At 72.7% G+C, this 24222-nt stretch carries 17 protein-coding genes; 4 read left to right on the forward strand and 13 right to left on the reverse strand.

The genetic code is table 11. The features are described 5' to 3' along the window. Positions 1 to 247 precede the first annotated feature (247 nt). The 4 genes from QR78_RS00275 to QR78_RS00290 form a co-directional block, all read right to left on the reverse strand. Complete coding sequence (locus tag QR78_RS00275) at positions 248 to 937, reverse strand: hypothetical protein (RefSeq protein WP_048425476.1); 690 nt, start codon at positions 935 to 937, stop codon at positions 248 to 250. Positions 938 to 1640: 703 nt separating this feature from the next. Continuing rightward, positions 1641 to 2138: a DUF3617 domain-containing protein gene (locus QR78_RS00280; protein ID WP_048425477.1), complete on the reverse strand. Its 498-nt coding sequence runs from the start codon at positions 2136 to 2138 to the stop codon at positions 1641 to 1643. Between the two features lie 124 nt (positions 2139 to 2262). After that, positions 2263 to 3345, reverse strand: coding sequence for a fatty acid desaturase (locus QR78_RS00285; protein WP_048425478.1), 1083 nt, complete (start codon positions 3343 to 3345; stop codon positions 2263 to 2265). A 379-nt stretch (positions 3346 to 3724) separates the two neighbouring features. Further along, positions 3725 to 4507 (reverse strand): DUF502 domain-containing protein, encoded by a 783-nt coding sequence (locus QR78_RS00290; protein ID WP_048425479.1) that lies wholly within the window; start codon positions 4505 to 4507, stop codon positions 3725 to 3727. 87 nt (positions 4508 to 4594) lie between these two features. Here QR78_RS00290 and QR78_RS00295 point away from each other — a divergent pair, with 87 nt between their 5' ends. After that, a complete protein-coding gene (locus QR78_RS00295) occupies positions 4595 to 5458 on the forward strand; it encodes a DUF6925 family protein (RefSeq protein ID WP_048425480.1) in 864 nt (287 codons plus the stop codon). 367 nt (positions 5459 to 5825) lie between these two features. On the opposite strand, the gene QR78_RS00300 is transcribed toward QR78_RS00295, so the two are convergent. Together QR78_RS00300 and QR78_RS00305 are read right to left on the reverse strand one after the other, a co-directional pair. Beyond that, a complete protein-coding gene (locus QR78_RS00300; RefSeq protein ID WP_048425481.1) occupies positions 5826 to 5978 on the reverse strand; it encodes a hypothetical protein in 153 nt (50 codons plus the stop codon). A 93-nt stretch (positions 5979 to 6071) separates the two neighbouring features. Beyond that, positions 6072 to 6968, reverse strand: a complete 897-nt coding sequence (locus tag QR78_RS00305; RefSeq protein WP_048425482.1) for a histone deacetylase family protein — start codon at positions 6966 to 6968, stop codon at positions 6072 to 6074. A 426-nt stretch (positions 6969 to 7394) separates the two neighbouring features. Here QR78_RS00305 and QR78_RS00310 point away from each other — a divergent pair, with 426 nt between their 5' ends. Continuing rightward, complete coding sequence (locus QR78_RS00310) at positions 7395 to 9410, forward strand: autotransporter assembly complex protein TamA (protein WP_082172086.1); 2016 nt, start codon at positions 7395 to 7397, stop codon at positions 9408 to 9410. Positions 9411 to 9502: 92 nt separating this feature from the next. Then, positions 9503 to 13930: a translocation/assembly module TamB domain-containing protein gene (locus QR78_RS00315; RefSeq protein ID WP_082172023.1), complete on the forward strand. Its 4428-nt coding sequence runs from the start codon at positions 9503 to 9505 to the stop codon at positions 13928 to 13930. Positions 13931 to 13960: 30 nt separating this feature from the next. On the opposite strand, the gene QR78_RS00320 is transcribed toward QR78_RS00315, so the two are convergent. Further along, positions 13961 to 15334 (reverse strand): MFS transporter, encoded by a 1374-nt coding sequence (locus QR78_RS00320; protein ID WP_053220739.1) that lies wholly within the window; start codon positions 15332 to 15334, stop codon positions 13961 to 13963. 109 nt (positions 15335 to 15443) lie between these two features. On the opposite strand from QR78_RS00320, the gene QR78_RS31785 reads away from it, so the two are divergent. Next, positions 15444 to 16355 carry a LysR family transcriptional regulator gene (locus tag QR78_RS31785; RefSeq protein WP_053220740.1) on the forward strand — a complete coding sequence of 304 codons (912 nt, stop codon included), beginning with the start codon at positions 15444 to 15446 and terminating at the stop codon, positions 16353 to 16355. Positions 16356 to 16359: 4 nt separating this feature from the next. Here QR78_RS31785 and QR78_RS00330 read toward each other — a convergent pair whose 3' ends face one another. From QR78_RS00330 to QR78_RS00355, 6 genes are all read right to left on the reverse strand, one after another. Continuing rightward, complete coding sequence (locus QR78_RS00330) at positions 16360 to 17937, reverse strand: amidase (RefSeq protein WP_048425484.1); 1578 nt, start codon at positions 17935 to 17937, stop codon at positions 16360 to 16362. Then, entirely contained in the window at positions 17934 to 19016 is a 1083-nt protein-coding gene (gene rutA, locus QR78_RS00335; RefSeq protein WP_048425485.1) for a pyrimidine utilization protein A, read from the reverse strand. The genes QR78_RS00330 and rutA overlap by 4 nt, the downstream gene beginning before the upstream one ends. 81 nt (positions 19017 to 19097) lie before the next feature. After that, positions 19098 to 19877, reverse strand: coding sequence for an ABC transporter permease (locus QR78_RS00340; protein ID WP_048425486.1), 780 nt, complete (start codon positions 19875 to 19877; stop codon positions 19098 to 19100). Between the two features lies 1 nt (position 19878). Then, a complete protein-coding gene (locus tag QR78_RS00345) occupies positions 19879 to 20790 on the reverse strand; it encodes an ABC transporter permease (protein WP_048425487.1) in 912 nt (303 codons plus the stop codon). Beyond that, complete coding sequence (locus QR78_RS00350; RefSeq protein WP_048425488.1) at positions 20787 to 21899, reverse strand: ABC transporter ATP-binding protein; 1113 nt, start codon at positions 21897 to 21899, stop codon at positions 20787 to 20789. Before QR78_RS00350 ends, QR78_RS00345 begins: the two co-directional genes overlap by 4 nt. Positions 21900 to 22442: 543 nt before the next feature. Then, positions 22443 to 24005, reverse strand: a complete 1563-nt coding sequence (locus tag QR78_RS00355) for a DHA2 family efflux MFS transporter permease subunit (RefSeq protein ID WP_048425489.1) — start codon at positions 24003 to 24005, stop codon at positions 22443 to 22445. Positions 24006 to 24222: the final 217 nt, after the last annotated feature.

Here is a 24222-nt window from a genome sequence, read left to right on the forward strand (position 1 = left end):
ACATACCGCGAAGCGGCTCAACCTGTTGCACAGTCGCAGACAATGAGACGCTTCGCGGCTTTTCGTGCTGGATTCCGGATCTCCTTCCGCTTCGCTTCAGTCGTCCGGAAAAAGGGGTTGGTTTGCAATGGGTCATGGAAGCCTGGCTGCACGGTTCCCGGCCAGTGTCGTGTACCGTGTGGCCTGCCAACGCAAGTCTGCTTAGCCATGATCTTGGGCAAGCCTCGCCCTGCGGACGATCACGGCCTCAGTTGATCGCGCAAAGTCCGGTGCAGCCCGGTTGCGAGAACGGCGCGAGGGCCGGGATGAGCCAGTCCCCCTCTTCTTCGGGCAGGGCTTGGATCGTTGCCGTCACCTGCGCGGCCATGGCCGTCCGATCCGCCTCGGATAGCGATCGGCTAATGATGCCGGCGGTTTCCACGATCGCAAGCGCTAGAATTCGGCGGTTGTCGGCGTGAAAGTTTTGAAGTCGCATTGTCGTCAGCACCTCCTGCAAGGTTTGAACCAAGCCGACCCGTATGTTCTGGATGCCCGCGCGGCGCACGGTGGTGTGGTCCTTATCCGGTAGCGACTCCCAGAACGGTACGATGGCTTCTGCCACCGCTGCCATCGCATGCATCAGGGCATCGACCCCACGCGCGAGTTCGTTCTGGTAGCGGATCGTGGTGACGGCGGTGTTCGGAACAGTGCCGGGCTTTGCGGTAAAGAGCAAATAGGTCTTGCTGATCTTATTCCATTGATCGACGATTCCAAGCAGGACAGGTACATCGGCGGCGACGTAGGGCGATGTGCCGAGGATGCGTTGCCGGTCCCACACGCGGGCCAGTACGCGCGCGCCTTCGGGATCCGCCCAGCGTGGCAGGTCACCGGCCTCGAGCGTGCGCTCTGCGAGCGTCTGAAACTCCGTGATAGCGGCGCTGAGTTCCTTGGCGCGCATCCGGGGGCGGGCTAGCCAGAACGGGCCGTCCGCCGATCCAAGCGGCCAGGATCAGGCTCATCAAGACCGCCCGGGTCGCCGTCGGGCGGACGGAGCATCGATCGTTGCGAACCAGCCGCGCGCCGCACCGAGGCCCACGGGTCGCGGTCCCGCAGCGGCCCTGTTGTTTCGCCTGGAGCATAGCGTCTCTCCCCTGCTCCGAGAGCGCGGCGAGCCGATCCGAATCCGATCGGTCACGCTCAAACCCCCGATATCCGCCTCGGGTCATCGTGCGCCCAGTCCGCTCCGGCGAGCCTATCGTGCTTCGACGGGAGACCCGGACTTGAGTCGCGACGCGTAGTGTTGTTGTATCTTCATATGGAATCGGTGTTCGATATTCATTCCCTTAGGGCATGAGAGGTGTGCCGCGCAAGGGAAGAACTGGTGTGCCACGGCCGCTGGAACGCCGCGAGATGCCGCCGAGAGCGCAGGGAAAGAACTTGTCCTGTCGTCCGACGATCGAGGACGAGCGGCCGGGGGCGGCCTGCTCCGGACTCATGCCCCGGTCGCAGCATATGATCCGTCCTCTCCCCGCCGGTCATCCCGCATCGGCATCGCCGTCGCTCGGATCGCGACGACCGGGGGCGGGATCGAAGGTTGGCCGCACGAGGAACGTCGACAATCGGGGGCACGACCGCGTGCCCATCGGCACACTCCGTGCGACCTACCGCCCCACTCCCGGCGGCATCTTCACGATCTTCCCGTCCGGCAAAATGATGTCCCCGGGGCTCTGTCCCGCCTCGCAGGGGCCGAGATAGGTGGCGTCGATCGCCATCTTGCGCCGGACCGGCTCCTTCATGCCGGGGATGCCGGTGAGCGTCGTATCCACGTCGAGATGGAGCTTGCTGGCGAAGTCGCCGGTGATCACGCTGGTGCCGGAGGCCGAGATCGCCCCCATCTTGCACTCGGTCTCGCCGGTATAGCCGGTGCTCGTCCTGGTGAAGACGCGCTTGGCGCATTGCCCGGCCCCGAGGGCGCCCTGCGCCAGCTGGTCGGTCTTGTCGTCAATGCACTGGCGCGCCGTCGTGCTGCCCTCGGCCGAGAGGGTCTTGCTCTCCCACAGGCCGGCCTTGCGCGTCGGCAGGGTGTCGGCGGCGGCCACCGTGCCTGCCGCGACGAGGGTGAGTCCGACGAGTCCGCCACCGATCAGACGCACGGGCATGGAGCCTCCCTGGGATCCGCACGGCACTCCAGGCCGCATCGGCGCGGAGGATTAGCCCAGACGGCCTAGGCGCTCAAGGCCGGGCCGGGTCGCGCCCGGCCAGGCCCCCTCGCCTCGCCCCCGATCACGCTCCCTGCGCCGCCGCGTCCCGCAGCCCCGAGAACCCGATCAGCTTGCGCGCCTCCTCGTCCCACAGGGCGAGCCCGAGGCAGCGCAGGCTGTCGCGGAGCGTCAGGCGGCCGACCTCGCCCAGCGTCGCGTGGCCGTCGAGGCATTCCTGCAGGCGGTAGTTCGGGATGCGGCTGTTGACGTGGTGGACGTGGTGCAGGCCGACATTGCCGGTGAACCATTGCAGCACCCGCGGCAGGACGTAGTAGGAGCTGCCGCCGAGCGCCGCGCGGTGGAAGTCCCAGGAGTCGGGCCCCTCCCAGACCGTCTCCTCGTACTGGTGCTGGACGTAGAACAGCCAGCCGCCGATCCAGGCGGCGACGCTGACGACCGGCAGCAGCACCCACAAAACCGGCCCGATCCCGCCGGTGGCAAGCGCCAGCAGCGCCACCAGTGCGGCGAGCGCGAGGTCGAGGGCGAGCACGTCCCGCCACGCGGTCCGCCACGGCAGGCCGACGCCGGAGGGAAACCGCTGCAGGACCAGGAAGTTGAGCGGCGAGCCGAGGACGATCAGGATGAACGGGTTGCGGTAGAGCCGGTAGCGCAGCCTCTGCCAGCGCGACAGGGCCAGGTATTCGCGCACGGTCAGCGTGTGGATGTCGCCGGTGCCGCGGCGGCTGAGGTCGCCGGTCGAAGCGTGGTGGAGGGCATGCGCCCGCTTCCAGCTGTCGTAGGGCGTCACCGTCAGGAGGCTCAAGCCCCGGCCGAGCCGGTCGTTGGCGGCGCGGGAGGGCAGGAACGAGCCGTGCCCGCAATCGTGCTGGATGATGAACAGCCGCACCAGGAGACCGCCGGCCGGCACGGCGAGCGGCAGCACCCAGGGCTCGAAGCCGTTCGCGGCCGCCCACAGCATCAGGGCGCAGAGGGCGAGGTAGGGCAGCAGGGTGTTGGCGACCTGCCGGAGCGCCAGCCGCGGAACGGGATCGCGGTAGGCCGCGCAGTGGCGGGCGACCTCGCGGGCGAGGGCCGCGACGTCGGGCCGAGAGGTCCCGGCCCCGGCCCGGCTGGACGCGGCGGGGTTCGATGCATGGTCGGTCACGGGGGCGGGACGATCCTGTCTGTCGGGCGGGCGGTCGCACGGGGCCGCGATCGGGGCCGGAGCGACGGGTGGGACGAAGGTGGGCGCAAGACCCGCCGGTGCCGGGCGACGAGCGTTGGGCGCGACGATGGGACGATCGACGGCTTGGGGGCCGAGTCGGGCCGACGCCCGAGCCGGTCCCATAGCATTGTTCGCGCCGGGCGGAAGCGAGACCCGCCCGACCGGCGCCGCGGCACGATCGCCCGTGCGGGGGCCGTGCCGCCCTTCCCCTGGCGCCGCTGTGCACTTCAGATCCGTCGCCCCGCCACGGGGGCATCGGCCGCCCCGTCCGGGTCGCGCTCGCCGGGGCGGGATCGGCGCGATGGCGGCGAGCGGCGGGTCAGGCGTCCAGGCGGTCCCGGGCCGGCATCGCCGCAGAAGACCCGGCCTGAATCGGCCCGACCTGGGCGACGCGCAGGCCCGCCGCCATCGCCTGGAGCCGGCTCTGCGGGTCCTCGGGCTGGATCACGCCCGCCGACATGACGAGCTTGGCGGCGTCGTCGACGCTGATCGACAATTCGATCACCTCGGCGCGGGGCAGGTAGAAGAAGAAGCCGGTGGTCGGGTTCGGGGCGCAGGGCAGGAACACGCCGACATGGTCGTACCCGGAGCCGAGGGCATTCTGCACGTCGGGCCCCGCCGGGGCCGACAGGAACACGATCGACCAGGTGCCCTTCACCGGGAACTCGACCAGGCCGACGGTGCGGAACGAGGTGCCGCTGGTGGAAAACAGCGTCTCGAAGACCTGGCGCAGGCCGCGATAGAGGCCCGAGATCACCGGCGTGCGGGCGAGCAGCACCTCGCCGAATTCCACCACGGAGCGCCCGACGAGGTTGGCGGTGAGCGCGCCGAGCGTGGTCAGCGCCACGAAGGCGATGACGAGGCCGAGGCCCGGCACGCTGAAGGGCAGGTAATGGTCCGGCAGGTAGGCCGAGGGCACCAGCGGCTTGACCCAGCCGTCGATCAGGCTGATGCACCACCAGGTGATGTAGATCGTGATCGCGAGCGGGCCGGCGACGATCACGCCGGTGAAGAAGTAGTTCCGCAGCCGTCCGCGGACGCTGACCCGCTTGCGGGCGAGCGCGGGATCCGGATCGGCGAGCGACGGCGACGGTTCCGACACGATGTGCGATTCTCGACCCGGGCGGGCGCCCCCTGCCCGCGAAGAGGTAGCGGTTTGCTGCGTTGCGCTCAAGGCGGGGAAGACCCTTTGTCGGATCCTGCCGGCCTGCGGGCCGTGCTCGACCGGGCGCTGGCCGAGCCCGCCGCGGGCTGGAGCCTCGGCGGCTACGGGGCGGGCGCCACCTTCCGGCGTGCTCCCGGCGAGCCCGCATTCCCGCCCTGCGGCGGACGGCCCGGCCTCGTCACGCCCCGCGGCGCCCTGGTGCTGGGGGAGGCCGACACCCTCGTGCCGGTCGCCTACGAGACCGCGCTCGGCGGCGGGTCCTGGAGCCAGGCCCTCGCCCTGTGCCGGCCGCTCCGCCTCCTGCCGCCCTGCCCTGCCCCGGCGGTGAGCGAGATCGGCCCCGACGGGGCGGCGGCGCGGGCCGAGGATCGCGACGCGGTACTGTTCTGCCTCGGCCTGACCCTGCGCCAGGCCCGGCTGCTCGCCCGGGTTCGGGGGAAGGCCGTCCCGCGGCTGCGCGCCGCCTGCGGCCGACCGGCCGATGCCGCCCTCTGGGCCGCCCTGCCGGGGTTCGGCGCCGTGCTGGTGGCGCAGAGCGGCCGCGACCGCATCGAGGTCGTGCTGCCGGACGCCCATCCGGGTCCGCGGGCGCTCTGGTTCGACAAGCTCCTGCGTCTCGGCCGGCTCCACGCCGCGACGGCGCCGATCCCGCCGGGCCTCGCGCCGGTGATCCACCTGCACCCGCCCCATCCGCTCGACGGGACTGGCTACGATCGCGCGCGCCACGCGGCGTTCGAGGCGCTGCTGGCGCGCTTCGGCGATCCGGATCTCGTGGCGCTCAAGCGGCGCATCCTGGCCGGCGAGGCCGTGGCGGAGCCGCGGACCCGGGCGGCCCGGGCGGCGGCGCGGGTGGCGCGGGCGCAACGCCGCCATCTCGCCCCTGCCTGACGTCACTCCCTCCCGGTCGCGGCAGGGTCGCGGCGGGCGTTCGATGCCCCAAGAAAAAAAAGGCCGCCCTTGCGAGGCGGCCCGAAGTCTAGGGAGGAAACGCCCAAAGAGGGCTGCAGGGCCGCGACGCCATCGCGACCGTGCACTGCACAAGATAGCGACGGGATCGCCCTTCGCAAGTGCGAAAACGCACGATGGTGGATTTTCCGCTAACCGATCGTGCCCGTACCAAACGGCGACACCCCCGCCGGGGCCGGCGGGGGTGTCGTTGGGAGTCATACGGCGTGGTGCGTCGCTGACGGTGCCCGTTGCGTCAGCGACGCTCGTTGCGTCAGCGACGCCCGTTGCGTCAGCGACGCCCGTTGCGTCAGCGACGCAGGATCTTGGTCACCAGGCGGCCGACGAGGTTGCCCGAATCGTTGTAGGCGACCCGGTCGTCGTAGGGGCTGCGTCCGTCCGGGCGGATGCGGGGATCGTCGTTGCCCAGGATCTTGGTGACGATTCGGCCGATCAGGCTCATCGTGTCCTCCGAGTGGTCTGACGTTGCGGTCTCGGGGCATCAACGGCCGAACAGCCTCGGCCGTTCCGAAGCCGGACGCGCTCGTGCCCTCCGTCACGCCCGCTCGGCCATCGCCTCGAACACCAGGGCGTGGCGGGCGGCCAGCGCCGCGACGTCGGTGGCGTAGCCGCCGCCGATCACCGCCGCGAGGGGGATGCCGCGCCGACGCACCTCGCCGACGACATAGGCTTCGCGCCGGCGCAGGCCGTCGTCGGTGAGCGCCAGCCGGCCGAGGCGGTCGTCGCGGTGGGGGTCGACGCCGGCATTGTAGAACACGAGGTCGGGCCGAAGATCGTCGAGGAGGCGCGGCACGTGGCGGGCGAGCGCCGCCAGGTAGTCGTCGTCGCCCATCCCGTCGGGCAGGCCGACATCCAGGTCCCCCGGCACCTTGTCGGTGGGGTAGTTCTTCTCGGCATGCATCGAGAAGGTGAACAGGTCGGGTTCGTGCGTCAGGCAGTCGGCGGTGCCGTCGCCCTGGTGCACGTCGAGGTCGAGGACGAGCGCCCGGCGGATCGTGCCCTCGCGCTTGAGCGCGAGCGCCGCCACCGCGACGTCGTTGAAGACGCAGAAGCCGCCGCCCGCCGCCCGCCTTCCGTGATGGCTGCCCCCCGCGGTGCTGCCGGCGAGCCCGCCCGCGAGGGCCAGCCGGGCGGCGAGCAGGGTGCCGCCCGCCGAGGCCAGCGAGCGGCGCGCCACCCCGTCGTCGACCGGCAGGCCGATCGCCCGCTCGATCGCCCGGGGCACGGTCGCGGTGATCACCTGCTCGACGTAGGTCGCGTCGTGGGCGAGCCGGATCAGCTCCGGGCCCGCGGGCTCGGGCGTCACGAAGCCCCCGGGCACGAGGCCGCGCTCGCGGAGAGTCTCGGCGAGGCGCCCGTACTTGCCCATCGGGAAGCGGTGCCCCTCCGGCAGCGGCGCCTCGTAGGCCGGATGGAACACGACGGGGAGCATGGCGGTCGGCCCTGTGGACAATGGGGATGGCACGGACCCGCTCAACGCGCCGGCCGGCCCGGGGGCGGGCGCGACCGCGCGCCGCGGGCACCGGCGATCCTGTCGTGCCCAGCGCGGGTTGGCGCAGGGCGCCGTGTCATCCGCCGCCACGGTTTCGAGGCCCGTCGCCTCCCCTTCGGCCCGCTTATGCTCTAGCTTGTCCCGGGATCATGCCCGGCGACGGACACGGTTTGGACACGAATTCCCCCGACCCTCGGATGTGGTCCTTGGGGCAGGGAGCCGTTGCGGAAGGCCGTATTGCGGAGGGAGTGACCTGCCGATCGTGGCATTCCACGGGCGGGTTTTCAATCGGGCGCGCCGCGGGCGTGAATGGGTTTTTTTTCGGCACCGTCCCGTCGGGCGGCGCCGGCAGCACGGCCGGGGGGCATGCGGAGTCGGGTCGAACGTCGTGGCGCTTCACAGGGGCGCCCGTCCAGGTGTCGTCGCGGAGTGGGTCGCGCCGGAGCGGCGGGGCTCGCTCTCGCCCTCGGCCTCGGGACGTCGGAGCCCGCCCGGGCCTTCGACCTGTTCGGGCTGTTCGGCGCCGAGGAGGCGCCGCCGGCCCCGAGCCCGGCCGCCCTGCCCTATGCCGTCCGCTTCCAGGGCGTCGAGGACGAGGACCTGCTCCAGGCGCTCAAGGACACGTCCGGCCTCTACCGCCTGCGCAACGACGCGCCGCCCGACGGCGAGGGCCTGCTGCACCGGGCCGAGGCCGACGCGCCGCGGATCGTCGCCGCGCTGTCGGGCTTCGGCTACTATGCCGGCACGGCGACCTTCCGCATCGAGGACGTGGTGCTGGGCGGCGATGCGGCCGCGCTCCGCGCCGTGCGGGCCGCCGAGGCCGCGCGCAACCGCAGCCTCGTCGCCGTGCGGATCGCCGTCGACCAGGGCCCGCTCTACCACCTGCGCCGGATCACGGTGCTCGATCCCTCGGGCGTGCCGTTCGGCCCCGAGGCGGTGCCGGAGCGCCTGACCCGCATCGACGGCGAGGTGCCGGCCCGCTCCGCCGCGGTGCTCGCCCGCGAGGCGGCCCTGGTCGACCAGTTCCGCCGCGAGGGGCACCCCTTCGCCAAGGTGGTGCGGCGCGAGCCGGTGGTCGACGACACCGCCCACGTCATGGACGTCACCTTCGTGATCGATCCGGGGCCGAAGGCGGCGCTCGGCACGGTGACGGTGCGGGGCACCAAGACCCTCGACCCGGCGGTGGTGCGCTCCTTCATCTATGCGGAGCCGGGCGATCCCTACTCGCCCCAGGCGCTCTCCGACATCCGCCGCTCGGTCTCGCGGATCGAGGCGCTGGGCGGCGTGCGGGTGCGCGAGGGCACGGCGCTCGATCCCGACGGCACGCTGCCGGTCTTCGTCGACGTGACGGAGCGGGCGCGCCACATCGTCGGCGTCTCGGCGCGCTACTCCACCGTCGACGGGCCGGGCGTGCGCGCCTACTGGGCCGACCGCAACCTGTTCGGCGGCGGCGAGACCCTGCGGATCGACGCCGACCTGTCCTATCTCGGCCTCGGCACCGACTATTACGCCCGGCGCCGCAAGCTCGCGGGCATCGAGACCAACGGGCTCGGCGGCCGGCTCGCCGCCACCTTCGTCAAGCCCGCCCTGTTCGGCACCCGCAACGACCTCCTGGCCAGCGCCTTCGTCGGCCGCGAGGTGCAGCAATCCTATCTCAGCGACGCGACCGGCGGCACGGTGGCGATCCGGCGCCGCTTCGCCGACGCCTTCTCGGCCCAGGTTGGGCTCGACGGCCGCTTCGGCTCGGACCGGGACGCGCTGGGCAAAGTCGATTATGGCCTCCTCGGGCTGAATGCCGGCGTCACCTACGATTCGACCGACAGCCTGCTCGACCCGACGAAGGGCTTTCGCGTCACCGCTTCGCTCACGCCCTATGCGGGCCTCGGCGGCAGCCCGGACCTGCTCCTCGCCAAGGCGCAGGGCTCGACCTACTATTCCTTCGACGACGAGGGCCGCTATATCCTCGCCGCGCGCCTCGGCTTCGGCTCGATCAGCGGCGCGAACCTCGCCGACGTGCCGGCCTCCCTGCGCTTCTTTGCCGGCGGCGGCGGCTCGATCCGCGGCTACTCGTACCGCACCGTCGGGCCGATCGGTCCCTACCAGCTGCCGATCGGCGGGCGCTCGCTGCTCGAAGGCTCGGTCGAGGGCCGGATCAAGATCACCGACACGATCGGCATCGTGCCCTTCGTCGATGCCGGCACGGCGTTCGCCGGCACCCTGCCGGATTTCGACGAGCGCATCCGCATCGCGGCGGGCCTGGGCCTTCGCTACTACACCGGCATCGGCCCGATCCGGGTCGATCTCGCGGTGCCGCTCAATCCCGACAAGCAGCTCAAGCAGCCGCCGGTCGCCCTCTACATCAGCCTCGGTCAGGCGTTCTGATGATGCAGCTGCGAGGACGTGCGCGGGACTTGTCCGCCTCCCCCCTTTCCCGGACGACTGAAGCGTCAGCGGAAGGAGATCCGGGATCCAGCATGAAAAGTCGCGAAGCGTCCGCCTGCCTGCAAGGATGCAGCATCAGGAGCCGCTTCGCGGCACATCTCCCCTGGTTCCCGGATCTCCTGTCGCTTCGCTCTCGTCGTCCGGGAAAGGGCGGGGCAGCATACCGCCTCCTCACCGCCGCCTTCGCCGTCGTTCTGCTGGGCCTCGCCTGGCTCGGCCACGCCGCCATCGGCGAGGCGGCCGAGGGCGAGACCACGATCCTCGGCGACCTCCTGTCCCGCGCCCTCTCGACCCCGACCTCGCGGGTCTCGATCGGTGCCGTCGACGGGGCGCTCTCCTCCGACGCCACCATCCGGGACGTCGCCATCGCCGACCGCGACGGCGTCTGGCTGCGCCTCGACAAGGCGCGGCTGATCTGGCGGCGCACGGCGCTGCTGTCGCGCCGCCTGGAGATCGACCGGCTCGAGATCGGCCGGATCGAGGTGCTGCGCCGGCCCGTGCCCTCGTCCCGCCCGCCCGCGCAGGACAAGGAGGCGCTGCTGCCCGACCTGCCGGTCAAGGTGGTGGTGAAGGCCTTCGCCCTCACCGACCTCGTCCTGGGCGAGCCGGTCCTCGGCGAGGCCGCCCGCATCGCCGGGGCCGGCCAGGCCACCCTCGGCGACCCGCGCGAGGGCCTCGATCTCGGCTTCGGCCTGCGCCGGCTCGACAAGCCCGGCACCCTCACCCTCAAGCTCGCCTACGTGCCGGACACCGCGCGCCTCGACCTCAAGGTCGCCCAGGACGAGCCGGCGGGCGGCCTCGCGGCGCGGCTGATGAACCTGCCCGGCCTGCCGCCGGTCACCCTCGACCTCGAAGGCTCCGGCCCCCTCGACGCCTGGAACGCCACCCTGGCCTTCAAGGCCGGCGACGGCATCGGCGCCGACGGCCGCGCCCGCATCGACCGGGCGGGTCCCGAGCGCCGCATGACCCTCGACCTCGCCTCGCGGGTCGAGGGGTTGATGCCCGGCCCGCTCGCGGCGGTCTTCTCCGGCACCACCCGGCTCGACGGGGCGCTGCGCTTCGCCGATGACGGGGCGGTGCGGGTCGACCGGTTCGACCTCACCTCGCGCACCGCCCGGCTGGCGCTGGCCGGCGCCGTCGACGCCGCCCGCACCGCCGACCTGACCCTCCAGGCCCGGGCGCTGCCGACCGAGGGCGGCGTCACCAAGGCCGGCGAGTCGACCCTCGAATCCCTGATGCTCGACGCGAGCCTCAAAGGGCCCCTCGATGCGCCCGCCCTGCGCGGCACCCTGAAGGCCGCCGGCCTCTCTGCCGCGGGCAGCCGCCTCGGCCGCGCCAGCGCCGACCTCACGGTCGCGCCCCTGCCCCGCACGCAGGAGGGCCAGTCGTTCCGGCTCGCCGCCGAGGCCGAGGTCGACGGCCTCCACCTCGCCGATCCCGCCTTGCGCCGCGCGGTCGGCCCCAAGGCGTCGTTCCGCCTCGTCGGCCGCCTCGACCCGAACGGCGTCGCCGATCTCGACGCGGTGACGATCGAGGCCCCGACCGCGCAGGCCCGCTATACCGGCCGGATCGGCCGCGACGTGGTGGCGGGCACGCTCACGGCGGAACTCCCCGACCTCGCGGCGTTCTCGCTGGCGGCCGGGCGGCCGCTGGGTGGCCGCGTCGCCGCCAAGGCGCTGCTCTCCGGCGATCCGGGGCGGGCCGGCGTCACCGCCGATGTCGAGGCGAGCACCGAGAAATTGTTTCTCGGCACCCCCGCCCTCGACCGGACCCTGGGCCGCGACCTGCGCTTTTCCGGCCGCCTGACGCGGCTGCCCGACGGCTACGCCGTCCAGGCCGCGCGGCTCACCGCGCAGGCCCTCACCGCGACGCTCGACGGCCGCGCCACCGAGGCCAAGGCCGACATGGCCGGCCGGATCGATCTGTCCGACCTCGCCACCCTCGACCCCGAGCTCGCCGGCAAGGCCGGGCTCGATGCCCGCCTCACCGGCTCGCTGGAGCACCCGGACCTCGCCCTGACGCTCGCGGCGCCGGAGGCCCGCGCCATGGGCCGGCCGGTCCGCGACCTCGCCGCCAGGGCGAGCGTGACCGACGCCACCGGCGCCCTCGACGGGACGGTCACCCTCGCCGGCCGGGTCGACGGCAAGCCGCTCACCGGCGATCTCCACCTCGCCCGACGCGGCGCCGACTGGCTGCTCGACCGGCTCAGCTTCGGACTCGGCTCGGTCGCGCTCACGGGCAACGCCGCCGTCGATCCGGCCTCGCGCCTCGCCGAGGGCGAGGTGGCGCTGAAGGCCGGCAATCTCGACGACCTCTCGGCCCTGGCGCTCACCCGCCTCTCCGGCCGCCTCGACGCCGCCATCACCCTGAGCCGCGCCGGCGGCCGCCAGGATGCCCGGATGCGGGCGACCGGCGAGGGCGTGCGCGCCGCCTCCCTGGCGCTCTCGCGCCTCGACGCGGACCTCGCCGGCACCGACCTGTGGGCGAGCCCGCGGGTCTCGGGCAGGCTCAACGCCGACCGGCTCGTCGCCGGCTCGGAGACGATCGAGGCGATCCGCCTCGACGCCAAGCCCGCCTCCGACGGCAGCGACCTCCTGCTCCAGGCCCGGGCCCGGGGCTTCGCCCTCGACGGCGCCGCCCGGCTTGTTCCGGCCGATCACCCGCGTCTCGACCTCGCGCGCCTCTCCGCCATCCGCGGGTCCGACCGGCTGGCGCTCGCCGGTCCGGCCCGGATCACCTTCGGCGACGACGGCGTGACCGTCTCCGGGCTCGCCCTCGCGGCCGGCGCCGGCCGGGCCAGCCTCGACGGGACGTTGGGCAAGCGCCTCGATCTGCGCCTCGGCCTCAAGGCCGTGCCGCTGTCGCTCGCCCGCATCGCCGCGCCGAGCCTCGCGCTCTCGGGCACCCTCGACGGCGAGGCCGCGCTCACCGGCCCGGCCGGGAGCCCGGAGGGGCGCTATGCCGTGAGCGTGTCGCGCCTCGTGACCCCCGAGACCCGCTCCGCCGGCCTGCCGCCGATCGACGCCCGAGCCGCGGGCCGGATCGAGGATGGCCGCGCCGGCCTCGACGGCACGGTGACGGCGGGCAAGGGCGTACAGCTCGCGCTCTCCGGCTCGGTGCCGGTCGAGCCCGGCGGTTCCCTCGCCCTGCGCATCCGCGGCGCCCTCGACGCGGCTTTGGCCAACACCCTGCTGGCGACGGGCGGCCAGCGGGTGACCGGCCGGGTCGCCCTCGATGCCGGCGTCGCCGGCACGCTCCAGGCCCCGCGGATCGACGGCTCGGCGGTTCTCACCGGCGGCAGCTTCACCGATCCGCTGAACGGCGTGCGCCTCACCGACATCCAGGGCCGGGTCGCCGGCCGCGGCGATAGCCTGGTGATCGAGCGCCTGACCGCGGCGACGCGCAACGGCGGCACGCTCCAGGTCCAGGGCCGCGTCGCGGTCGAGCCGGCCGCCGGCTTCCCCGGCAACCTGACCATCCGGGCCGACCGGGCCGAGCTGGTCGCGAGCCCGCTGATGACCCTCGTCTCCGGCCTCAACCTGTCGCTCACCGGGCCGCTCGCCCGCACCCCGCGGGTGAGCGGCCAGGTCGACGTCGTCTCCCTCGACGTCTCGGTGCCCGACCGCCTGCCCGCGACGGTGCAGCCCCTCCCCGGCATCCGCCACGTCAACACCCCGCCGCAGATGCGCGCCCGCCTCGACGCGCGGGCCAAGCGCGCCGCGGCGGCGCGGCGCGGCCGCAAGGCGCCGCCCTTCCTCGCCGCCCTCGACCTGACGCTGAACGCGCCCGGCCGCATCACCGTGCGGGGCCGCGGCATCGACGCGGAGCTCGGCGGCTCCCTGCGCCTCACCGGCACCTCGGCGGCGCCGGTGGCGAACGGCGCCTTCGCGATGCGCCGCGGCCGGATCCAGATCGTCGGCCAGCGCCTCGACTTCACCCGCGGCCGCCTGACCTTCGCGGGCGACCTGACGGCGCCGGAGCTCGACTTCCAGGCCCAGTCCCAGGCCGGCGACGTCACCGCCAAGATCGCCGTCACCGGCCCGGCCAACCAGCCCGACTTCTCGCTGACCTCCGAGCCGCCCCTGCCGCAGGACGAGGTCCTGTCGCGCCTGCTGTTCAAGAAGGCGTCGGGCGGCCTCTCCCCGTTCCAGGCGCTGCAGCTCGCCCAGGCCGTCGCCCAGCTCTCCGGCGGCGCCGGCGGGCCCGACGTGTTCGAGAGCGCCCGCAAGGGCCTCGGCCTCGACAGCCTCGACATCCAGGCCGGAGCGAAGGGCGGCGCCGCGGTCGGCCTGTCGCGGTCGCTCGGCGACCGGGTGAGCGTCGGCGTGCGCGCCGGCGCCCGCCCGGAGGATACCGAGGCGACCATCACCTACGACGTGACCGGACGGATCAAGGTGAAGGGCGAGGCCGGCGCCGACGGACGCACGGCGGTGGGCGTGGGGGCGGAGTGGGAGTATTGAGGCGCGCTGCCGCGCAGCCGGCGTGACGCCTCACCGCGGCCGATCGGAACCCCCCGGCAGCGCGCCGCAGGCGCAGAGCCCGATCAGGCCCGCGGTGGCCGCGAAGGCGAAGGTAGGGGCGTATCCGGCGCCGCCCGGACTCGTCGGCGCCAGGACCCCGAGCGCCGCCACGCCGAGCGCGAACCCGCCCTGACGCGCCACCATCGTGAGGGCCGAGGCCATGCCGGCCGCCCCGGGGGGAGCCAGCGCCACGATGGCCCCCGTGAGCTGGGAATGGGCGAGCGCCGCCCCGGCGCCGATGGCCGTCATGCCGGCGAGGGCGCCGATTGGGGAGCCGGTGATCGCCGTACCGGTCAGGATCGCGTTCCCGATGGTGATCAATCCCAGCGCGCTCCCGAACGCGCGCCGCCAGCCGACCTGCCGGACCATGCGGCCGCCCAGCGGGGGCAGCACCAGCATCGGCAGCGTCGCCGCGAGCAGCGCAAGTCCGGCCTCCTGCGCGCCGATCCCGAAGGCCGCCATCAGGAAGGCCGGAAGGGAGACCAGGACCGCCCAGTAGCCGGCCGAGATCGCCAGCAGCAGGACGATGACGGCCTTCACGGCACGATCCGACGCGAGGGACGGATCGATCAGCGGATGCACCCGTCGGCGCTGCCGGCGCGCGAAGGCGATCGCGAGCGCGAGGCCGGCCGCGACGCCGGTCAGGCCCATCGACGGAGCGGCCTGGGCCTGCAGGACGCCCTCGACCGCGAGACCGAGCGCGCCGGTGAGAACCAGCAATCCAGCCCAGTCGACCGGGTGCCCCGCCTCCCTCCGGCCTTCGCCGACGAAGCGGGGCACGGCGCGCGCGATTAGTCCGCAGGGCAGGATGTTGGCGAGGAAGATCGCGGGCCAGCCGAGCCAGGCGGCGAGCAGGCCGCCCAGGGTCGGGCCGAGCGCCATCGCGACGCCCGACAGGATCCCGATGACGGCCAGGGCGCGGGCCCGCAGGACGGGATCCGGGAAGCTGCCGGCGATCGACGCGATGGCCCCGGTGATCAGGAAGGCCGCGCCGATACCCTGCGCGGCGCGGGCGACGCACAAAGCGGGCGCGGTCCCGGCGAGGGCGCAGGCGACGGACGCGGCGGCGAACAGCCCGTTCCCGAGCAGCAGGATGCGGCGCCGGCCGTGGCGATCCGCCAGGGCACCGGCGGCCAGCAGGGCGGCCGTGAAGGCGAGGCTGTAGGCATCGACGACCCAGGCGAGGCCCGGCATGCCGAGGCCGAGGTCGCGCCCGATCGCCGGCATGACGACGACGAGCGCCGTCACGTCGAACTGGGTCAGGAAGGCGCCCAGGCCGAGCACGCCCGCGGTGAGGCGGGCGCGCCGGTCCCAGGTGACGGAAGGATCGTCGGTGAGGATCATGGCCGCGATCAGCGCGACTCTGCGGGATCAAGGCAAATGAGAGTTGCGGCGGCGCCGATGAGCCCGTTTCATGGACGCGCAGTCATCGTCGGGGTGATGGGAGATGCCGATGCACCGATTGCCTCCCTTCCCCGGCCTCGTAGCGTTCGATGCCGTGCTGCGGCACGGGAGCGTGACGCGGGCCGCCGCCGAGCTCGGCCTGACCCAGAGCGCCGTCAGCCACCGGTTGCGGGCCTTGGAAGAGTATTTCGGCACCCCGCTGCTGGAGCGGCTGAACCCGGGCCTGCGGCCGACGCCGGCGGGCGAGCGCCTGGCGCGGGACGTCGCCCCACTGCTCGGGACGCTGGCGGGGCTGCGGGAGCGGGTCGCGGGCGAGCGGGCCTCGCGGCCGTTCCGGATCGGGGTCAGCAACGCCCTGCTCGCCTGGTGGCTCTCGCCGCGCCTACCCGATCTGGCCGCGGCCTTTCCGGCCGTCGCGATCGAGGTGACGACCCGGGAAAGCAGTCCCTGGGACGGCAAGCCGGGCACGGTGCCGGAGGAGACCGACCTGGCGCTGCTCTGGATCCCGTGCGAGGCGCAGGCGAGCCACCGGTGCGAGGTGGCCTTTCCGGCCGAGAGCGTCTTTCCGGTCGTCGCGCCCGTGCTGCGCCGTTCCCGTCAGGATGACGATTGGCGCCGGCTGCCGCGGCTCGGCAAGGGGCGGGCCGCCGACGGCATCGGCAACGAATGGTCCTGGGCGACGTGGCTCGGCGCTGACGGGGACAACCCGCCCGCGATGCGCTTTCGCGATATCGGCGCGGCCTTGCAGGCGGCGCAGGACGGCAACGGCATCGTCCTCGCGCGCTCGCTCCTCGTCGCCGATGCGCTCCGGCGCCGCCGTCTGACCCGGCTGGTGCGGGTGGCGGAGATGCGGCCCTCCTCGAAGATCCAGGTGGCGCGCTGGCGCGATCAGGCCGACACGGTCGCCCCCGCCATGGCGGCGTGGCTCGTCGCGGCGGCAGAGACGACCCTCGGACGGTGAGCGGTCACCCCGGCGGCGCCGCGAGATGGTGCCCCGTCTCCCGCTGAAACACCGCCCCGAGCCCCAGGCACAGGGCGTCGTCGTAGGGCTTGCCCACCACCTGCGCGGCGACCGGCAGCCCGTTCCGCCCGAAGCCGGTCGGCAGCATCAGGGCGGGCAGGCCCGTATAGTCGAACAGCATGGTGTTGCGCGGCAGCACCGCCTGGAGCGGGTGGGCCGCGCCGTTCACCGCCACCGTCAGGGTGTCGAGGGACGGCGCCTCGCCGCCGAGGCCCGGGGTCACCAGCACGTCGACATCGGCGAGCGCATCGAGCACCTGCGCCAGCACCACGGGCCGGCGGCGGAGCGCCCGCAGATAATCGGCGGCGGTGAAGAGCCGGCCCTGCTCCAGCCGGGCGCGGGTGCCGGGATCGAGGGCCGCGGCGCGGTCGAAATCGGGCTCCTGGAGCGCGGCGAGTTCCGCCATCACGATCGTGTAGCCGTCCTGGTGGGCGGTCGCGACAGGGCCGAGATCGACCGGCACGAGGCGGGCGCCGTGGCGCTCCAGCACCCGCAGCATCGCCTCCCAGGCGGCGAGCACCGCGTCGTCCTGCATCGCCGTGAACCAGCCCTCCGGCACGCCGACGCGCAGGCCCGGAAGGTCCCGGGCGCGGGTGGCGTCGTAGCGGCCGGCGGCATGCGGGTCGGCGCCGTCGGGGCCGGCGATCCAGGGCATCACCCGGGCGAGGTCCGCGGCCGAGCGGGCCATCGGGCCGACATGGTCGAGGGTCCAGGACAGGGGCGCGACGCCGGTGCGCGGCACCAGCCCGCGGGTGGGTTTGAGGCCGGTGATGCCGCACCAGGCCGCCGGCACCCGGATCGAGCCGCCCGTGTCGGTGCCGAGCGCCAGCGGCATCAGCCGGGCGGCGAGCGCGGCGCCGGAGCCGGTCGAGGAGCCGCCGGTCCAGCGCGTCCGGTCCCACGGATTGGCGACCGCGCCGTAGCGCGGGTTGTGGGCCGAGCCGCAGGCGAATTCGGTGGTGGCAAGCATCGCGAGGGGAATCGCGCCCGCCGCGCGCAGGCGGGCCACCACGGTCGCGTCGGCCGCCGCCACCCGGTCGCCGGTGAGGCGCGAGCCGCAGGTCACCGGCGCGCCGGCGCAGTCGATGATGTCCTTGATGCCGAACGGGATGCCGTCGAGGGGACGGGCCTCCCCGGCCCGGATCCGCCGGGCGCTCGCCTCGGCCGCGTCGCGCGCGCCCGGGACCGGGGCCAGCACCGCGTCGCGCCCGGAGGGGTGGCGGTCGATGCGCGCCTGAAGCGCCGCCAGGAGCGCCACCGGATCGGTCGTCCCCGCCGCGAAGGCGGCCTGGAGCGCGCCGATCCCGAGGCCGTGCAGCGGCCCGTCCTCCACCGCCGGCAGGGGCGGCATGACAGGTGCCCCCTCCCCGGTCGCCTCGGCGGCCTGCCGCAGGCGCCGCTCGGCATGGGCCGGTTCGGGGGCGTCCCGCTCCCAGGACGAGGGCAGGTCCCGGGCCGGGGCCGCCTCCCCGACCGTGCCGGCCAGGATGGTGCGGGCGATGAGCGCGTCGGAGACCGTCACGCGGCGACCTCCAAACGGTCCTGCCGGCAGGCCATCAGGGGCTGGATCTTTGTCCCGAAGGCGTCGAGGCCGTCGAGGAAATCGTCGAAGGTCAGCATGATGCCCTTCACCCCCGGCACTGTCGCCGCCTCGTCGAGCATCCGCGCCACGTTCGCATAGGAGCCGACCAGCGTGCCCATGTTGAAGTTCACCGCGCCCTCGGGGAGGTTCATCCAGGTCGCGGTCGAATCGGCGGAGGCGTTCTTGTCCTGGTTGCTCTGGTCGAGCATCCAGGCGAGCGCCTGGACGTCGGCGCCCTGGCGGTAGGCCATCCAGCGGGCTTCGGCCGCCGCGTCGGTCTCGTCGGCGATCACCATCATCAGGACGTAGGAGCCGACGTCGCGCCCGGTCCTGGCGGCGGCCTCGATCAGCCGGGCGCAGGTCGGCGCGCAGGCCGTTGGCGTGTTGAGGCCGGTGCCCAGCACGAAGTTGTAATCGGCGTATGTGGCGGCGAATTCCATGCCGCGCCCGCTCTGGCCGGCGGCGACGATCGGGATCGGGCTGGAGGGTGCGGGCTTCATCATGCAGCCCTCCATCCGGAAATGCGCGCCCTGGAAGTCCGAGGTGCCGGTCTCCCACAGCTCCTTCATCACCCGGACGTATTCGGTGGAATAATCGTAGCGGTAGCCGAAATAGTCGTCGCCGGGCCACAGGCCCATCTGGGCGTACTCGGCCTTCTGCCAGCCCGAGACGACGTTCACCCCGAACCGGCCGGGGGCGATCGAGTCGATCGTGGTCGCCATCCGGGCGACGAGGGCCGGCGGCAGGGTCAGCACCGCGGTCGAGGCGAAGAGCCTGATCCGCTCGGTCACCGCCGCGAGGCCCGCCATCAGCGTGAATGATTCGAGGTTGTAGTCCCAGAACTCGGTCTTGCCGCCGAAGCCGTGCAGCTTGATCATCGAGAGGGCGAAATCGAGCCCGTACCCTTCCGCCTTCTGCACGATCGCCTTGTTGAGGGCAAAGCTCGGCTTGTATTGCGGGGCCGCTTCCGAGATCAGCCAGCCGTTGTTGCCGATCGGGATGAACACGCCGACATCCATGCGCGAAGCTCCGGGTTCCGGTGGGCGGCGGAAACGCCGTCCGGAGGGGCTTTGCAGGATCGGGGCCGTTTCAGGTGACGATCACCGCCCCCGCCGCGCCGTCAGCACGGACGCCCCCAGCACCGCCAGGCTCACCGCCCCGATCAGCAGGGTCGAGATCGCGTTGATCTCCGGGGTCACGCCGAGGCGGACCTGGCTGTAGAGGCGCATCGGCAGGGTGGTGGCGCCCGGCCCCGAGACGAAGCTCGCGATCACGAGGTCGTCCATCGAGAGGGTGAAGGCGAGGAGGAAGCCGGCGATCACCGCGGGCGCGATCAGCGGCAGGGTCACGGTGCGGAAGACCGTGACGGGCGCGGCGCCGAGATCCGCGGCGGCGTCGAGGAGCGCGCGGTCGAGGAGGCGCAGGCGGGCCTGCACCACGACGGCAACGAAGCAGAGCGTGAAGGTCGCGTGCGCGATCACGATGGTCCAGAAGCCGCGCGGAATGCCGAGGCCCACGAACAGCAGCAGCAGGGACAGGCCGGTGATCACCTCCGGCATCACCATCGGGGCGTAGACGAGGCCGGTGAGCAGCGGCCGGCCGGGAAAGCGCCGGCGCCCGTCCAGCGCCAGCGCCGCCAGCGTGCCGAGCACGGCCGCGAGGCTCGCCGAGGCGAAGGCGACCTTCAGGGTGACGAGGGCGGAATCGACCAGCGGGCCGTTGTCGAGGAGGCCGGCGTACCAGCGGGTCGAGAACCCGGCCCAGACCGTGACGAGGCGCGAGGCGTTGAACGAGTAGACGACGAGGAGCAGGATCGGCCCGTACAGGAAGGCCAGCCCGAGGGCGAGCGCGGCCCAGGCGAGGGGATGGGCGCGCTGCATCTCAGGGGCGCTCCAGCCGGCGCGCCTCGGCCTCGCGAAACAGCACCACCGGGCCGGCGACGATCACGAGCAGCACCACCGCGACGCTTGAGGCGAGCGGCCAGTCGCGGTTGGAGAAGAACTCGCTCCACAGGACCCGCCCGAGCATCAGGGTGTCGGTGCCGCCGAGCAGGTCCGGGATGATGAACTCGCCGGTGATCGGGATGAAGCACAGGAGCGCCCCGGCGACGAGACCGGGCCACGACAGCGGCAGGGTCACGGTCCGGAAGGCGGCGAGCCGGCTCGCCCCGAGGTCGCGGGCGGCCTCGATGAGCCCGCGGTCGAGGCGCTCCAGCACCGCGTAGAGCGGCAGAACCATGAAGGGCAGGTAGGCGTAGACCATCCCGATCATCACCGCCGCCGGGGTGTTGAGGATCTCGACCGGCTGACGTACCAGCCCGAGCGCCATCAGCGCCTGGTTGAGGAGCCCATCGGATTTCAGGATCGCGATCCAGGCATAGACCCGGATCAGGAAGCTCGTCCAGAACGGGATCACCATCAGGGCGACGAGGAGAGGCTGCCAGGCCTTGGGCGCCCGCGCCATCGCGTAGGCGATCGGGTACCCGACGAGGACCAGCAGCAGGGTCGCGCAGAGCGCGACCGTCAGCGAGGTCAGCCCCGCGTCGAGGTAGAGCGGGTCGGCGAGGAGCGTGCGGTAGTTCTCGAAGTCGAGGGCGGCGAGCACGTCGGCCCAGCCGGCCAGGCCCGCATCCCAGTCGAGCACCGGCGTGTAGGGCGGCAGGGCGGTCGCCGGGTCCGACAGGCTGATCTTCAGCACCACCGCGAAGGGCAGGCCGAAGAAGGCGAGGAGCCACAGGAGCGGGACCGCCGGCAGCGCCAGCCGCCGCAGGGCGTCGCGCAGCCGCCCGGTCATGCGGGGACCTGAGGTGCGGCCGGCGCGCCCGGCAGCAGCGAGGCCGCCTCGGGCGCGAAGGCGAGATGCACCGGAGCCCCCGGGGCCGGGCCGGCGCCGGGCGCGGTCGCGGCCCGCAGCACCCGCCCGTCCGCCATCCCGACCCGGCAGACGATCCTGTCGCCGAGATAGGTCGCGTCGAGGAGCGTGCCGGCCAGGCCCTCCGTCGCGAGCGTCAGCCGCTCGGGCCGGAGCGCCAGGAGGCCGGGCGATCCGGCGTCACCGGCGCCGTGATGGTCGAAGGCGTGAAGCGTCCCGAGCGGCGTGTCGAGGCCGCGCAAGCGCCCGGCCCCGCCCTCCCCGAGCCGGCCCTCGATCAGGTTGACGTCGCCGAGGAGCCCCGCGACGTAGCGGGTGGCCGGACGCTCGTAGAGATCGGCCGCCGCGCCGACCTGGACCAGCCGGCCCGCCGCCATCACGCCGATGCGGTCGGCCAGCACCATCGCCTCGGCGGGATCGTGGGTGACGACCACGAAGGTGGTGCCGAGCCGGCGTTGCAGCGCCCGCAGCTCGGCTTGCGTCTCCTCCCGCAGGGCCCGGTCGAGGGCGCCGAGCGGCTCGTCGAGGAGCAGCACCCGGGGCCGCTTGGCCAGCGCCCGGGCGAGCGCGACCCGCTGGCGCTGGCCGCCGGAGAGCTGGTCGGGCCGGCGAGCGCCCAAATGGTCGAGCTGGACGAGGCGCAGCATCTCGGCGACCCGGGCGGCGACCTCGGGACGGCCCAGGCCCTCCCGCTCCAGCCCGTAGGCGACGTTCCCCGCCACGTCCCGGTGCGGGAACAGGGCGTAGGACTGGAACATCATGTTGACCGGTCGGCGGTGCGGCGGCACCCCGGCGAGGTCTCGTCCGTCGAGAAGGATTTTTCCGGAGCTCGGCGCCTCGAAGCCGGCCACCATGCGCAGCAGCGTGGACTTGCCGCAGCCGGAGGGCCCCAGCAGGCCGAAGACCTGGCCCGGCGCGAGGTCGAGGTCGACCCCGTCGACGGCGGGATGGGCACCGAAGCGCTTCGAGACTGCCTCGACGCGGAGGTGTCCGGAGGCGGGCGGAGTCGCGGGGGAATGAGGCGTCGTCACGTCGTCCGGGCGGCGCGGGCTGGCGGGAACCCGATCCTTATCGCGGGTCGGGCCCGCCTGGAAAGGACCGTCGGCCGCAGGTGGGCGGCCGGAGTCCCGCAGCGATGGGCCGGGCAGGCCCCGGTCCGCGGCCGAAACGGCGGCGGAATCAGAGATTTGGCGCCTCGCCCGACGGGGCGCGACGGAGCGATTGCCGGCCGGCGCGGCGCACCTGACGCAGATGTAACCCCCGCTCACCCGTCTCGGACCAAGGTCGAGGGCCGCGGAGACTTGTGGGAACCCGAGAAGGGGGTGTAGTTTTCTCGGCGACACGCGTTGATTCCGCCCGCCGCGTCCTTCGACCCGGGCGGCCTCCGCATCTCCTCCCGAGACGTGTCATAGACTTGGCGCCCCTGCCCCGATCCGGGCAGGGGCGCCTTTTCTCGTGCGCCGTCTCCCGCACCTAGAGCATTTTCCGACGAAGTGGATGCCGGTTCGTCGAAGAAAATGAGATGAAACAAAGGCTTAGGGCGATTCGCGATGGCAGTGCGATCGTGAAACGCTCTAATGCGCGTCCGCTCCCGCCCCGCCCGGGCGCGGCCGGCGGATCATCGGGGTGGCGCAGGCCATCAGCACGAACAGCACGGTCAGGATCAGAAACACGTCGGAGAAGCTCATCAGGAGCCCCTGCATCCGCACCGTGTTCATCATGGCCTTCAGCGCCATCGCGTCCGGGTTGCCGGCGAGCCCCGCAAAGCCCTTGGCCATGCTGTCGAGGCGCTCCAGCACCATCGGGTTGGTCCAGGTGAAGCGCTCGTGCAGGCGGGCGAGGTGCAGGTCCCAGCGATCGTTGAGCGCGGTGTTGATCAGCGCCAGCCCCACCGCGCCGCCGAGGTTGCGGGTGAGGTTGTAGAGGCCCGACGCGTTCTTCATCCGGGCCGGCGGCAGGGTGCCGAGCGCGATGTTGTTGATCGGGATCATGCACAGCATCAGCGAGCAGCCGCGCAAAACCTGCGGCCACAGCAGCTCGTAAAAATCCCAGTCCTTGGTGATGCCGGTGACGATCCAGGTACCGGCGGCAAACCCCGAGAAACCGATCGCCATCATGATCCGCGGATCGACCTTGGCCGAGAGGCGCCCGGCGATCGGTGCGGTGGCGAACATGCAGAGCCCCGAGACGAACATCGTCTCGCCGATCTGGAGCGCCGAGTAGCCGCGCACCCGGCCGAGATAGACCGGATAGAGGTAGGTCAGGCCGTAGAGGCCGATGCCCATGACGAAGCTGAACAGGCAGCCGCCGGCGAAGTTGCGGTCCGAGAAGGCGCGAAGATCCACGATCGGCTGCTCGGCGGTGAAGGCGCGCCAGAAGAACCCGATGCAGGCGACGCCGCAGACGAGTGCCGCGGCGAAGATCGCCTCCTCCTGGAACCAGTCGTGGGTCGGGCCCTCCTCCAGCACGTATTCGAGGCAGCCGAGGAACGCCGCCATCAGGCCGAGGCCGGCCCAGTCGAAGCGCTTGAGGAGGTCGAGGTTCGGCTTGTCGAAATCGACCAGCAGGTAGGTCGAGACCGTGACGAAGATGCCCGGCACGATGTTGACGAGGAAGAGCCAGTGCCAGTCGAACAGGTCGGTGAGGTAGCCGCCGACCGTCGGGCCGATGGTGGGGGCGAGCGTCGCGACGAGGCCGATCATCGGCGAGACGATGCTGCGCTTCGAGGCCGGGAAGATGGTGAAGGCCGAGGCGAACACCGTCGGGATCATGCCGCCGCCGATGAAGCCCTGGAGGGCGCGCCAGAGGATCATCTCGCCGATCGTCGACGAGGTGGCGCACATCAGGCTCATCAGGGTGAAGCCGCCGGCCGAGATCACGAACATCCAGCGGGTCGAGAGCACCCGCGACAGGGTGCCCGACAGCGGGATCGAGATCACTTCGGCGATGAGGTAGCTCGTCTGCACCCACGGGATCTCGTCGGCCGAGGCCGAGAGGCCGGCCTGGATCTCGGCGAGCGAGGCCGACACGATCTGGATGTCCAGGATCGCCATGAACATCCCGAACACCATGCAGACGAACGCCACCATGCGGCGGCGGTCGATCGGCGCGTCGGCGGGCGCGGGGGTCGCGGCCATGTCGGATAAGCCTGCTGGATTGTAGCGAGCAACGAGTCCGCTTGACTCGTCCTGACGATGTTAAGGCGCGTCTCCCCTCTCCCGTGTGGGAGAGGGGTCGGGGGATCGAAGATCCCGCGTGAGGGTGATACGGTCCTGAGTCGGGCTCGTAACGTTGTGCTCGCCGCGTGACGCTCAGTGTTTAATCCTGAAGCGTGTCACCCTGCGCGATCTTCGA

This window comes from Methylobacterium indicum (assembly GCF_001043895.1).
Taxonomy (GTDB): Bacteria; Pseudomonadota; Alphaproteobacteria; order Rhizobiales; family Beijerinckiaceae; genus Methylobacterium; species Methylobacterium indicum.